This is a genomic window from Parabacteroides sp. D25, assembly GCF_000307475.1.
GTDB lineage: Bacteria > Bacteroidota > Bacteroidia > Bacteroidales > Tannerellaceae > Parabacteroides > Parabacteroides distasonis.
Genome location: NZ_JH976501.1, coordinates 674,084 through 687,735 on the forward strand (window position 1 = coordinate 674,084; position 13,652 = coordinate 687,735).

At 39.5% G+C, this 13,652-nt stretch carries 10 protein-coding genes; 2 read left to right on the forward strand and 8 right to left on the reverse strand.

Annotated elements, in window-relative coordinates:
• Window positions 1-47: 47 nt before the first annotated feature.
• From HMPREF0999_RS06145 to HMPREF0999_RS06170, 6 genes are all read right to left on the reverse strand, one after another.
• Complete coding sequence (locus HMPREF0999_RS06145; protein ID WP_009275464.1) at window positions 48-1,493, reverse strand: PA14 domain-containing protein; 1,446 nt, start codon at window positions 1,491-1,493, stop codon at window positions 48-50.
• 331 nt (window positions 1,494-1,824) lie between these two features.
• On the reverse strand, window positions 1,825-2,280 hold the full coding sequence (locus tag HMPREF0999_RS06150; protein WP_005863718.1) for a hypothetical protein: 456 nt from the start codon (window positions 2,278-2,280) through the stop codon (window positions 1,825-1,827).
• A gap of 111 nt (window positions 2,281-2,391) precedes the next feature.
• Window positions 2,392-2,946 carry a DUF5025 domain-containing protein gene (locus HMPREF0999_RS06155; protein ID WP_008778943.1) on the reverse strand — a complete coding sequence of 185 codons (555 nt, stop codon included), beginning with the start codon at window positions 2,944-2,946 and terminating at the stop codon, window positions 2,392-2,394.
• 146 nt (window positions 2,947-3,092) lie between these two features.
• Window positions 3,093-4,673 carry a hypothetical protein gene (locus tag HMPREF0999_RS06160; protein ID WP_009275466.1) on the reverse strand — a complete coding sequence of 527 codons (1,581 nt, stop codon included), beginning with the start codon at window positions 4,671-4,673 and terminating at the stop codon, window positions 3,093-3,095.
• 40 nt (window positions 4,674-4,713) lie between these two features.
• Window positions 4,714-5,067, reverse strand: a complete 354-nt coding sequence (locus tag HMPREF0999_RS06165; RefSeq protein WP_008778941.1) for a DUF3244 domain-containing protein — start codon at window positions 5,065-5,067, stop codon at window positions 4,714-4,716.
• A 184-nt stretch (window positions 5,068-5,251) separates the two neighbouring features.
• A complete protein-coding gene (locus HMPREF0999_RS06170) occupies window positions 5,252-6,832 on the reverse strand; it encodes a tetratricopeptide repeat protein (protein ID WP_226769922.1) in 1,581 nt (526 codons plus the stop codon).
• Between the two features lie 485 nt (window positions 6,833-7,317).
• Here HMPREF0999_RS06170 and HMPREF0999_RS06175 point away from each other — a divergent pair, with 485 nt between their 5' ends.
• Together HMPREF0999_RS06175 and HMPREF0999_RS06180 are read left to right on the forward strand one after the other, a co-directional pair.
• Window positions 7,318-8,424, forward strand: coding sequence for an acyltransferase family protein (locus tag HMPREF0999_RS06175; protein WP_005860348.1), 1,107 nt, complete (start codon window positions 7,318-7,320; stop codon window positions 8,422-8,424).
• Window positions 8,425-8,430: 6 nt separating this feature from the next.
• Window positions 8,431-9,108 (forward strand): ORF6N domain-containing protein, encoded by a 678-nt coding sequence (locus HMPREF0999_RS06180; protein WP_005860350.1) that lies wholly within the window; start codon window positions 8,431-8,433, stop codon window positions 9,106-9,108.
• 78 nt (window positions 9,109-9,186) lie between these two features.
• On the opposite strand, the gene HMPREF0999_RS06185 is transcribed toward HMPREF0999_RS06180, so the two are convergent.
• Complete coding sequence (locus HMPREF0999_RS06185) at window positions 9,187-12,810, reverse strand: glycosyl hydrolase 2 galactose-binding domain-containing protein (RefSeq protein WP_009275467.1); 3,624 nt, start codon at window positions 12,808-12,810, stop codon at window positions 9,187-9,189.
• Between the two features lie 32 nt (window positions 12,811-12,842).
• Window positions 12,843-13,622, reverse strand: coding sequence for a radical SAM protein (locus tag HMPREF0999_RS06190; protein WP_008778938.1), 780 nt, complete (start codon window positions 13,620-13,622; stop codon window positions 12,843-12,845).
• Window positions 13,623-13,652 lie beyond the last annotated feature (30 nt).

Genomic DNA, 13,652 nt, shown 5'->3' on the forward strand with positions numbered 1-13,652 from the left:
ATCAGACAGTGGGAGACGCAGCATGCTGCGTCTCTACAACTGGATATTTATTCCGGTAAATAATACCAGTCCTCTGGTAAGACAGCTTCCTTTATTTTACGGCTGGAAACCCCGACCTCCAAGGCCTCGCCCATATAATCCTCGAAATACAAAACACGTAATTCGTGGAAACCAGCGTCTAACGCTACCTTTCCTTTCGCTATACGAGCATTATGAGAGCCATCATTATCAACAATAGCTTTACCGTCTATAAATAGCTTGGAACCATCATCCGAATACGTATAAAAGCGATATACACCTTTTTCAGGGATATTTATCAACGTACGGAACTCATAAGCGAAATGATCCTTGGCCGGAGCCTCCTGAATGGAGATATTTTTCATCGTACCCTCTTTCACTTTTGTCCCGGAAGCGATCTGATCCGTATGTTTAAACTTGCCTTCATAATAGGTATAAGCTACCCCGTGCTTTTTAGGTTTTACCGTTTTGGCGGGTAAGAATTCCATCGTTTCCTCATCCTTAGAGGTCAGGCCAGACGGATAATAATACGTATATTCCTTTCCGGACGAGGTACGAATCCATGAATCAAACTCAAACTTGCCCTCACGCAATTCAATGATACGGCCACCCCGCTCGAAATCTCCATAAGCGTCCCATCCGGATACACGCCCGAAAGCTAGTCCCACGTTATATAACATTCCTATATAATCATTATCATGATCGTGCCCGGCAAAAGTAGCCATCACATCCTTCATTTCCACCAAGGAAGCGAAGAAGCCCGTGTTGATCTTGGGAGAGGCGATTCCCTCTTCTTTCTGTCCTAATGTAGTCTCCGCCCCAACGATCTCATTATATTCCAGCAAAGGAATATGAAAAAAGGCCAAGGCTGGCAACGGTTTGCCACCATTTTCCTTGGTATAGCGCATACTTTGCTCACGATACCAATTGATCTGGTCGAAATGAATCCAATCATACGTACCGTAATCTTTTAGCGTAGGATAATCGTTGGAGTCGATACAATACAATAAGGCCGCCGGTTTCTTTCCGTCTGAACTGTAGACCGGTACCACATAGTTTCCGGCTCCATGAATATCACCCGGTCCCTTCTCACCCATAAAATAAGGTGATTGACTGAGTAGGGCATAAATCTCGTCCTTGGGAACGATCTCTGCGTCATGATTTCCCATCATCACCGTAAACGGTATCTTGGCCTCCTCAAAGATCCCGATCACTGACTTCCATCCTTCCAAACCGGGATTTGCTGTCACCACGTCGCCCGTCAGCATCGCCACATCCGGATTTTCCGCCTTTAATACGGATTGTATCGTAGCGACTGTCTTAGCGCATTTAGATGATTTCTGATCCCAATGAATGTCTGTAAATTGGACGATCTTGAATTTCCCATCCTTGAAAGCAAGCTGTTTTTGTGCGAATAAGCTCATCGGGGCACAAAAGCACAACAAGGCTATCGCTAATAAAAAAGTCTTTTTCATGTTCTTCGATTTAGTAATTGGGGGCTAAGTTATAAAAAAAAGAGAGCGATGTATAAAAACAGGCTCTCTTCCTTATGTTAAATGCCACAATGAAACCCTTGCTGTCAAACAAAAGCTATATACATATCCGCAAGCCGGGTTTTCCTGTCAAAATGCGGGATATCTTTTACTATTTTCTCACAATCCTCAAGGCTCATTCCTCCTTTAGGTTCCCCCCAGTACCAAAGTTTAGGGGTATTCTGTTTTTTACTTGTTGACTCCATAATTCTCGTTGTTTTTATCGTAAGACAGGAAACGCTCAAATACCCCTATCCTCAAAATATATAAAAGATTAAAATAATGTGAATTTATATCCAACCGACAACCCCAATTTCAAATCCCGGTCATTGACACAATTCTGGAAATAGTTCACTCCCACATAAAATCTTTTTACCTCTATACCGGCCGCCGCCGTAGCTCCCAGATTCCAATATTCACCACTACCGGTGTAAGCACCCGCATTTAATCGGAGATTCACTTTATCGCTCAACGGAATATGAAAAGAAGCATACACGGGTACAAAAAAATCAATATTCCAATCATCTCCATATGAAAACGAATTCCCTGCGGTATGCAGCAACAATCCCGTTTGTATAGAAAACAACCGTGATTGTGGAAAGTTTATATACGCCCCCGTCTGAAGCCCCCATCCATCTCCTCCTAGTATTCCGGTACGAGCTTCTATATCAGCGGCCTGCGATCGACCAAAAGATAAAAGCAATATTAACAGAACAAACAACTTCTTCATTACTTACAAGGTATTAATTTAATATTTAGATTGAATAAAAGTTCGACATATCATGATATAGAACTCCCATTCAATCTAAATATTGCTTCTATATCATTATTCGGCTCCAAGTTAGTGTATTCCGAATATAGCATCTTTTATGACGATCGAATCTTCCGAATTCTCTATATTATATAGGATGCCTTCCATCTTCCCTTCAATATAAGGGGTACCACTTCCCTCATGAAAACGAATACTATCCACTTGTATCCGAAATGAAGATTTCAGTGGATGATACACTATTTTAGCGTCATCTTTCGTGATCCTAACAGTAGATTCTATCTCTTCATTCAATAATTTACCCTTATCGATCAGATATTCTCCTTCTCTCAATGGAATCAATGAGATCCTCAGCATAGGATAAGGATAGTCAGAGATATGCACTCCTAATGGTATCTCCCAATAGAAACCGCTTAAATCGGTATTTACCTCCTGCCAAAAATTTCCATGATCAATAAAAGAATGAGAGTTCGACTGATTAGCTATAGAAATATCTTGACTATTCACCTTTCCTTCAAAGTACCCCAAATAGTAAGGAGTTTCTTCAAAAGAAATATCTTCACCTTTATTACAAGATATAGACAAAAATAATAACATACTAAATAAAAAATAGATTACCTGTTTCATATTACAATAATTTTATATAAATATAATTCTTATTTATCAATTACATACTTTAACAGAATCAGTTCGTACATTCTATCTTAAATATAGATATTATTTTTAAGATTATCTCTACATATTACAGTCAAAAAAATATCAAACCACAAAAATTAATTATATTTTAATGGACTTAGTGCTAATTGATACCATCCAGTCCTATATTTATCTGTATAGTCAGGTTTCCAATCCCTTCCAGTTGATAAATTCTTCTTTGATTTTAGGATTTTATCTTCAAAATTAACAATAACTTGACCTAATTCATCACTAGCTAAACTTTTAGTAACTGTATATGAAACTGTTTTTGATGTAGTTGCTGTAGCTCCAAATTTTAAACCAATCTTTACTTTTTCTCCAAAAGATGGATCAAATCCAAAATTAGTTGCAAATGTAGCTGTTGAAGATTCTACACTTTGAATAGTTTCACTAATATCTAGTTCTTCTATCGCTATTTTTATTATTGCACCATAATTCTCTATATTCCATTCGAATAATGGAAGGTCCAAAGCTATTCCATCTGTTAACTCTATTGATTTAACTTCGAATTTACTACTAAGCGGATCTTTTGGTGTTATTTTAAACAATGCAGATGGTTTAACTATAAAATTGTTAATATATTCATTACCTATACCAGCTTGATTTGCAACATACACTTTTACTATAAATTCAAGTGATCCGTCTGTCCATGGTGTAAGAATAGTACTACCTCCGGGACGACCACCTCCTGTTTCTTGATGAGTATTTCCATCAATTCTAGGATCTTCACTTTGATCACAAATTTTGTTCATAACTGTACGTGGATCTCCTAATAATTTAAAATACACCAAACTTTCCTTAAAATCTCGATTGAAAGGTCCTTTTGGCTGTTGAGGAGTCAAGCCATAATATATATAATCTCTCGGCCATTCATTTGTTGCAGCAAATACGTCGTAGGCTTCATAAACCTTTTTCATATTTTCAGGTATTGATCCTGTGCGATCTCTAGTATCACCACTAGAAAAATTTCTATTCTGTATGACTGAAGAAGCATTCTCTGTATTATCAAATACATCACTAAAGAATACAATATCAGGATTTATAATACTCATCGGTGACAAATTCCTTTGAGCCTTATTTACAGAAACCACTCTTTCATTTAACTTCACTACTACAATAGGATATTTAGGAATTTCATTTGATGGTATTAAGAATTCTTTATTTACTCCATAGCCCATTACATCATTACTATTTTTAACTCTTAAAGCTGTATATGGAACTTCACTCTCCACATTCCAAAGTTCAGCAGAAAAACTGTTATCAGGCAATTCTGGTACAAATATAGTTAAGGTTGAAAATAATTGTTTTATTTTTTCTAATCTAGTTATATCCATATACAAGCTCATTAATTCATCAACCGTTTTTCCAGAAGTTAATCTATAAGAATTAATAGATAAATATAATACATCATAATCATAATCAAACATCTTTAAAGCTTCATTTTTAATAATACGCCTTAATTCTATTGAAGAATCTAAACTATAAGCTAATGCCTTACTAAATTCTTCTAATAATTCATGATTTGTTATTGTATCATTACTAACAGTGGTAATATTACGGCTTACTTCATTTCTTGGTAAACTATAATCTATTTCCTCTACACAAGACATTAATAATAATACTGATAAGGAAAACATTATTTTAATTATTTTTTTCATAATAACTATTATTTATAATTAATATTTTAATTAATAAAATCTATAGAAATAAGAATCCATATACATTGTTATAACCATCTGTTATTTGCAACACACCTTTTTCTTGATCTTTTAAAGGTATTACTAAAGATGGCATAGTACTCGTTTGTACCATTTCATTATAGATCACTTCTCCCGTAGAACTAGTAACGATAACACGCACATTACCTACATTTTCATAGAAGTTCACTATCAGTTCTCCACTAGCTTCTTCAATAGAAGCGTCCATAGGCAAATCTACGAGAATAGATTTTTTTGAATGCTTCCAGTTACCATCTAAGTGAACCCGCCTACCAAAACAGGGAATAGCACTTAACAAAGCCATTACTACAAATAAAAATTTAAATAATTTCATTTCTCATCTCATTTTTTGATTTGGATGCGAAGAACAGGCTAATAGCTCGAATAACAAAGAAAAAGGGCTAATAAGTGACGGACAAACTCAATTTATAATTTACTGATAATTAATAAATTATAAATTCATGGATAGGACAAACATTTCATGGATATATACATATATCTATCTAATAAACAAAAAGTTACATCATATTAATAATATAGGTATACAAATCTAGCTCCTCCCCTATAATTCCTAGCTTCTGACGTACACGTTGGCGACGCTTATTTACAGAATCCGGCTGAATGTTTAATAGAATAGCCTCACTGATCGTATCTAAATGAAATAAAACTAAATAACAATAGCGTAAATCCGCAAGAGTCATATTGAACTCAGAGAATTTCTTTTCTAAAGATGGGTAGACCTCATTTGCTTGAGTAATAATATTTCGCCAATATTTTTCTGAAAGAGGGGATTTTGTCGTACCAGGAATTACTTTTTGGGATAGTTTAATCACTTTCCTTGCTATCATAGATGATAAAAACAGATTATTACGCTGTTCTGCGATTCTCTGGATAATGGATTTTTCTTCTTGTTTCGTTCGTTCATATCGCTCCTCTAACTTCGCTCTAGAATAAGATATATTGAGCAATTCATCTTTTTTTGATAACTTATCGAATAAATCCTGAAGCTCACGTTGTTTTATATTCAAGCTATTCTGCAGTTTCAATAATTCAATATTCTTTTGCTCAATATCGATTTGCTGGACATATATTCTCTTATTTTTCTTATTCATTTGCAACTGATAAACGAATAACAATAATAGACAAACAGTAATAGAAGTAACAAGAAGTATAAAAGTCCATTGTTTATCCATCTTTAATTGGGTATTTTCTAACGATATTTTTAAATGATTATACGCTTTTTCTGTCTTTACGATATTCGCTTTATTTTGTAATGCTAAGATAGAATCTGCGGCTTCATTATATTGCTCTAAATAGGTTAAAGCATTTTCTATATTACCTTCTGCTTTTTCCAGTTCATAATAATTATAAATTATGGAGATATGCGTATTTTCATTTAGGGTTGGTATGATGTTCGCTTGCTCTAAACATAGGCGAGCATTCTTGAAATCTCCTTCTTCTATATAGACACCGGCTAAAGCGGAATAGTCTGGAGCATTATCCAATTCAGAAACATTTATTGATTTCCATAAGTATTGCTTAGCGAGTTCTATATTGCCTAACACACTATAAACATTTCCTATCCCATTGGATATATATCCTATATCAGAAGAATCCCCTAGTTCCGCTATAATAGTATCAGCTTCTAGCAAATATCTCAACCCGACCTCTGACGAATCCGCAAAAACATACATACGTCCCACATCTCGCAAAGCGAAAGCTGCGCTCCGCATATTTCCGACCTTTCGAAAGTACTGTTCCGCTTTTTTATATTTATCTTTTCCTAATAAATAATCACCGTCAAAATGATACAAGTCTCCCATATAGCTACAAATATACCCGGCTTGATTATAGTCTTGACAACGTAAAGCGATATCCAACGCCTGTAAATAAGCCTTCATAGCCAGCTCGTTATCCTTATCCTCCACATACGAACGCCCCAAGTACAAACCGATCCTCGCTTGCTCCTGCCCCGTTCCGTGCGACTCGTAATAGGCTTGCGCACGCCGCAATTGCTGTACGTAGGGCAGATCCGTATATAACGTGTCCGCCACTTTACCGGATAGCATACACCAACGAGCCAATAATTTATCGCTCAAATTATCGGGCACGGCTATGCTATCCAATAGGATAAGGGAACTATCCGGATCAGATTTCAACAAGGATTCCGCACGATCGATTAGGTATGTAGCCTCGCTCTCATCTTTACAACCTATAAAAGAGAGCGTGGATAATAGTAATATCAGAATAAGCAAATGCCTCATCGGTTCCTATCTTTAGATTCTATGCGCAAGATAGGCATATTTTTTATCAAACCTTAAAGAATAATTGATTATTAGGCTTATTGTATAAAATTATTATCGCTTGGATATCTCCATCATCTTTTGGAAAAACACGTACGTGTTTTCATAAATTCTCGTACGTGTTTCCGAAAAAAGATGTACGTGTTTTTCCTAAAACATGTACATCTTTTTATACATCTGATTTTCAATATACTAAAAACAGTATTCCCAAAGGCAGGGATATTGTAGGAAATTCCATTATCTTTGGACTTTCATTGGTAACTTTTTAATCTACTATCAATATGGCACAACAATCCGGAAGATTGCTATCCCTCGACGTGATGAGGGGAATTACGATCGCAGGGATGATTTTGGTAAACAACCCCGGGTCATGGAAGTATGTATATACGCCTTTAGAGCATGCACGTTGGAACGGCCTCACTCCCACCGATTTGGTATTTCCGTTCTTTATGTTCATCATGGGGGTCTCCATGTTTTTCTCACTTCGGAAATATAACTTCAAGCTGTCCAAAGAGAGCGTGACGAAAGTATTGAGACGCACGGTATTGATATTCCTCGTGGGATTAGGGCTGAATCTGTTCGGGCATGTTTGCTACAATGGATTTACCGATTTCCAGAATTTACGTATCCTTGGGGTGATGCAAAGGTTGGCGCTGGCATATGGCTTCGGCTCGTTGATAGGATTAGCGATTAATCATAAGTATATTTTGCAGGTAGCCGCTGGTATATTGATATTTTACTGGGCATTACTAGGTTTCACGCATAGTATGGAAATGTCGGAGGATAGCATTATAGCGATCGTGGACAGAACTTTATTCGGTACATCGCATATGTATCACGATGATATGGCAGATGGTACACGGATCGCCTTTGATCCGGAAGGGCTCTTGAGCTGCATTGGTAGCATAGCGCATGTATTACTTGGTTTCTACGTAGGAAAGGTAATACAGGATTGTAAAAAGAACAATGAGTTGATTATCCGTAATATCTTCATTTTCGGTACGATTATTCTTTTTGCCGGTTTCTTATTGAGTTACGGCTGCCCGATCAATAAGAAAATATGGAGTAGTACGTTCGTATTGGTAACTTGCGGATTCGCCTCGTTATTCCTCGCCTTATTAATCTGGATCATCGACATAAACGGGAAGAAGAAATGGACGTTATTCTTTGAGTCGTTCGGTATCAACCCCTTATATCTGTATGTACAAGGGGATATATTCGCCGTATTGCTGGGAATGAGCGGTATCTCCGCCTTTATGTATATGGATCTGTTCAGGCCGATATTCGGCGATTTCGGAGGCTCATTAGCATGGGCTATCTTCTTCGTGGTACTAAACTGGATACCGGGGTATTTCTTGTATAAGAAGAAGATTTATATCAAGTTGTAAAAAGAAATGATCTATGCTCTGTATATAGAACAAAAAATCACTATATTTGCTCTATATACAAAGCATAAATACAAAAATCAAATTAATAATTTAACTATGGAAAATGAACTTCAAGTTATTGGAACGAAAGAAGTAGAGGAACGTATTATTGAGTTAAGAGGACAAAAAATACTACTAGATAGAGATGTAGCAGAATTATATAAAACAGAAACAAGGGATATAAACAAAGCCGTGAGAAATAATCCTGAAAAGTTCCCCAGTGGTTATTTTTTCACATTGAAACCCTCTGAGAAACAGTATGTGGTGGAAAATTTCCACCGGATGGAAAACTTAAAAAAATCAACAGTAGAACCTAAAGCTTTCACTGAAAAAGGACTTTATATGCTGGCTACTATATTAAAAAGTCCAAGAGCCACACAAACAACTATCGCTATAATAGATTCTTTCGTAAAACTACGTGAGCTTATCCGAAATGTAGATGCGATTCAAAATGAACCTGACCTAATAAAACAAAAAGGTATTGTGAAACGAACTGGCCAACTCTTATCTGATCTGTTGATAGATGATGCTGATACAACTGAAATGGAATCTACCATAGAGTTGAATCTTATGGCCGTAAAACTTAAACATACAGTAAAACGTATTAAAAATAACAATAAAACCGAAGATAAATCTGAAATTTAGAATTGCAAAAAAAATCCAACCACTCTCCTATTCATATCGGAGAATGGTTGGATTTTTTATAGGTATCAGCCTAGCTGACTAGTTCACGTTATAACCGGAGATAACCACCTTCGGGGTCTCGCCTCTCGTATCTACATCTTTCCAATGGATGTTGATCTCTTTCTTCTCGCCCGGAAGCAAGGAGAAATAGTTGTCGCTATAGAACATCGGGAGGAATTGCTCGCCATCCTTCTCGCCCACTACATTCACACGGATCATCAGAGCCGGGGTGGATGAAGTATTCTCTAAGGTAGCGGTAGCGGTCCAAGTACCGTCATTACCCTTATTGGTTGCCACGTTGGATCGTAAAGTAACCTTTGGCATCTCACGCAAAGCTTGGTAGTTGCCTTCCTCTACGCCACGCAGATAGAAGTTATCCGATACGATCTTGCCATTCTCTGTCAACGTCAACTTGACGAAATGAGCGCTGGATACGCTAGCTGGGAAATCCAGTTTCATACATTTGTTGGTAGTATCTTCTTTACTATCCACGGAAACCTCGTTTTCCCATGAAATAGAACCGTCCATATTGATGATTTGAGCCTTTGCCGTCAAACCATTACGTACGCCGGCGCTATAGTTCACTACCTCGATCTCGTCCGTAACCGGATTCCATTGAATGTGCAGAGGCTCGGAGGCCTTCTTGCAACCAAAGTAAGCGGCGGTAGGCTCGAAATAATAATCGTAAGTCTGCCATACCATAGAAGGCCATGCCGGATGCGTCATCCACAGCAATAATCCCTTACGGTTCAAGCTTCTTGATTCGAACATACCCCGGTAACCATCATAGTTTACCCACTGAGCCAGATCGGCGAATTCCTTGGCGTTGTTCGGCTTACCGAAGCCCTTTTCGATGATAGCGTTGAAAGAAGCGCAAGACTGGGCGCCTTCCATCGTATAATCGTGTTGTCCCCATTGAGCGTTTTGCGGCCAAAGCGCTTCCGGAGAGAAAGTACGAACCAAGCTCTCGTAATTCATCACGTTGGGCATACCCCGCTCACTATGGAACTTATCACTACCATTCTTCAAGCTAAAGTATTCTTTAACAGGAAGCGCACGGTACGGGCCATGGCCACTTACCACCTCATCCGCCGAGCTGGAGATATAATGTAAGCCCGGATGATCCTCTTTCACGATACGGCGTAAAGCCTTGTCGATCTGCTCCGGCGGGAAGCCCTCGTTGCGCCCGCAATAAATACCGATAGAGGCATGGTTACGGAAACGTTTCACATAATCCTCAGCATTGGCGATAAACATCTCCGGATCATAAGGATCGGGTCCGTCGGAAGGATTCGCCAACCAGAAATCTTGCCAGATCATGATACCATGACGGTCGCAAGCCTCATACAATTCCTTGTCGCCGATTTGTCCTACCCAGTTACGCATCATCGTAAAGTTCATATCAGCATGGTAAGCCACGGCGATGTCGTACTCACGACCCCGGTAATTCAGGTTAGACTCACCGAATCCCCAGTTACCGCCACGGCCGATAAAACGACGCCCGTTGATAAAGAGACTCAAGATGCTATTATTCTCGTTGAAGGTCATTTGTCGGATACCTACCTTGAAATCCTCAGAGTCGGATACCTTATCGCCTACCTTAAAGGTGAAATTAGCGTCGTATAAATAAGGAGATCCGTACCCTTTAGGCCACCACAGACGTGGGTTCTGAACCTTCAATTGGCTGAAGCTATTTGGATCGAAAGTAACCGTCTTCTCCTCGTTTGCGGCCAATTCTACCGGTTGCTCGAAAGTGATATCGCCGATCTTCCCTGTCAATACACCCTTTACAGGAGCAGCATCATGGTTCTTCACGATCACTTCCGGAGTCAAGGTAGCGGAAGTCGTATCCGGCAACGGTAATACAACCTGTACGAACGGGTCTTGAATCGTTACCTTGCCTGTAGAAGTCAAGTACACATCATCCCAAATACCTATATTACGACCACGGATCGTCGAGATCCAATCCCAACCGATCGAAGCGTGGAAGGTTGGGTTATCAGCGCCTAAGATACCACCGTTGAAATCCGTATTCTTCTCACATTTCTCCTTGATAGCACCGATATGCTCATTCTTGATGATCTCCACTGCGACAACGTTCTTACCCGGTACGACCCTGTCTGTAACGTCAAATACACCTCGGATAAACGCTCCCTCGATACGGCCGATCTTGTTACCGTTTAAATATACATTCGCTTTCCAGTTGATACCATCGAAATTCAAGAACAAACGATCTTGCTTGAATCCTTCGGGTACCTCAAACTCATCCCTATACCAGAAATTAGAGTTGAAGAATGACTCGGATATCTGCATCAGGTTATCCGCGTAATTCGGATTCGGGATAGCTCCGATATTCTTATAACTACTCAATACCGTTCCCGGCACAGTCGCCACGATCCAATTTTCCGGAGAGAAAGAAGGTTTCGATATTTCCTCGCCGGAAGCGGTTACCTCGGAAGCTCGTTGTACTTTCCAGTTTCCGCCCGATAAACGGATCTCGTCTTTTGTAGCAGCCGGAGCAGCAGCCGGTTGGGCAAGCAAGCCACCTTTACCCATCACCTCTATCTCGCTTAAGATATAGCGTCCGTCATTAGCCGGTTGCTCCATCCATACCCGTACGTAGCGGCCTTTTCCTTTTAGCTTGATCTCATCCAGATTAGCATCTCCACCCGGAAGATTCGCTATGTCAACCCATTGTTTAGCGTCGTCGGAAACTTGAATCTTACCCTTGATCGCTTTATTGATCCAATGTAATTTTACTTTGTCGAATTCGGATTGGCTACCCAAGTCCACATAGACCCACTCCTCTCCTGTCGTGGCACTCATCCAAGCGCTATTAAAGAATTTGGAAGGAAGCAAATCTATCAACTTATCTTGGTTATAGAAATTCATCTCGAAGAATGCCCAATAAGCGGCACCTTCCATTTTCAATCGCATCCGATAATAAGCATATTCACCCGGTTGATCGAATGTCAAAGTCTCATTCAACATACGGGTGGGCAACGTACCCGGATCCCAGCTATTCTTGTTCGGGTCTGAATGGGCCTTATACTTGCTGGCCTTACCCGGCATACCTTTACCCTTTAAGGCAGCCAATTCCGTCCAAGTATTTCCATCATTCGATCCCTCGCAAACAATCTCATATCCATCCTTAATATTATTCTCATCATAAGCCACGCTGCCGCGGAATTGTACCTTGTCGGCTTTCTCTTTCCAGTTATTCAGCGTGAACAGGAAATAGGCATCCTCGCCTGTAACCGCATTACGAGAATAAGGACCTTGATCGATCATCCACTCACGCTCACGACGAGCTATATCCCCATTTTGCGTGGAGAGATCGAGATACTGAGGTTGTTTATCGCTAATAACACCATCCGTCACCAGTTGAGCCGTTAGATTGTAATCATAACTGGAGGAGTTGTAAGCGCTACGCAAAAGAGCTATGTTACGATACGTGGAATAATCCGGACGTAATGAAGGAGAAAAATCCTCCCCCGGATCTCCCGGATACGAACCGATACCTCTGGTATAATAATCCGACCGATCGAAAGATTCCGCCGGAACACCGCTCTGCCCACATCCTCCTAGCAATGCTGAGACCGCTACCGCTCCACAAAGCGTCAAGAGTCGAGGCAATTTTTTCTTTTTACTGAATGTTCTCATACTACTTATTGTGTTTCTCTAAATTAGTTAGTTTAATAAGATACCGTCACGTCAAAACCCTCCTTCCGGGCCCGTTCTGCAATCGCATCTAATTCTTCTTTAGTAGCTTTTTTCAAAGCTTTAACCGGGGTCTCCCTATCTATCGTATAAATCATGACTTGTTTCGGACGGATTTGTTTTAAGGCGGAGATCCAGCCCGCTATCTCCTCTTCTGTCATATTATTAACCGATTTCCCATTCACTTCCCCCTTCAAGAACATGGTCTGTATAATCAAGTTTCCGTTAAAACGACATAATTGCTTTAATAAAGACTCGAAATTAAACGCCGGAGAATTAGGTACGTCTATCTGCCGAATCCGACTGTCTAATACAGAATCCAGTTTCAATATGTTATCCTCTATTTTATTCAAGGCTTGAAAGACCTCCTCTTTCTGGAGCATCGTAGAATTAGAAAGCACGGCGATTTTAGCATCAGGGAAAAATCGATCCCGGGTAGCGATCGTATCATCAATGATTCCACCGAATTCCGGGTGTATCGTAGGCTCTCCGTTTCCGGCGAATGTAATTACATCCGGAGCGATCCCTTCCGCTTTCATGGAACTTAGTTTTTGCTCTAAGGCTTCCCTCACTTCCGTACGAGTAGGCAGTTTACTATGGGTCCTATGATTCTCATTCAATCCACATTCGCAATAAATGCAATTAAAAGAGCATAATTTCCCGTCTGTAGGAAGTAAATTCATCCCTAAAGAGACACCTAGACGCCGACTATGTATCGGGCCAAATACTATTTTATCAAAAAGAATTGTAGACATAGCGCTGTTTGTTTTTACCCACGCAAATCT

Bases quoted from the DNA above. Each gene is read 5' to 3' on its own strand.
- HMPREF0999_RS06180 (WP_005860350.1), top strand. From the start codon at position 8,431: ATGATCTATGCTCTGTATATAGAACAAAAAATCACTATATTTGCTCTA.
- HMPREF0999_RS06175 (WP_005860348.1), top strand. From the start codon at position 7,318: ATGGCACAACAATCCGGAAGATTGCTATCCCTCGACGTGATGAGGGGA.
- HMPREF0999_RS06190 (WP_008778938.1), bottom strand. From the start codon at position 13,622: ATGTCTACAATTCTTTTTGATAAAATAGTATTTGGCCCGATACATAGT.
- HMPREF0999_RS06155 (WP_008778943.1), bottom strand. From the start codon at position 2,946: ATGAAACAGGTAATCTATTTTTTATTTAGTATGTTATTATTTTTGTCT.
- HMPREF0999_RS06165 (WP_008778941.1), bottom strand. From the start codon at position 5,067: ATGAAATTATTTAAATTTTTATTTGTAGTAATGGCTTTGTTAAGTGCT.
- HMPREF0999_RS06150 (WP_005863718.1), bottom strand. From the start codon at position 2,280: ATGAAGAAGTTGTTTGTTCTGTTAATATTGCTTTTATCTTTTGGTCGA.
- HMPREF0999_RS06145 (WP_009275464.1), bottom strand. From the start codon at position 1,493: ATGAAAAAGACTTTTTTATTAGCGATAGCCTTGTTGTGCTTTTGTGCC.
- HMPREF0999_RS06160 (WP_009275466.1), bottom strand. From the start codon at position 4,673: ATGAAAAAAATAATTAAAATAATGTTTTCCTTATCAGTATTATTATTA.
- HMPREF0999_RS06185 (WP_009275467.1), bottom strand. From the start codon at position 12,810: ATGAGAACATTCAGTAAAAAGAAAAAATTGCCTCGACTCTTGACGCTT.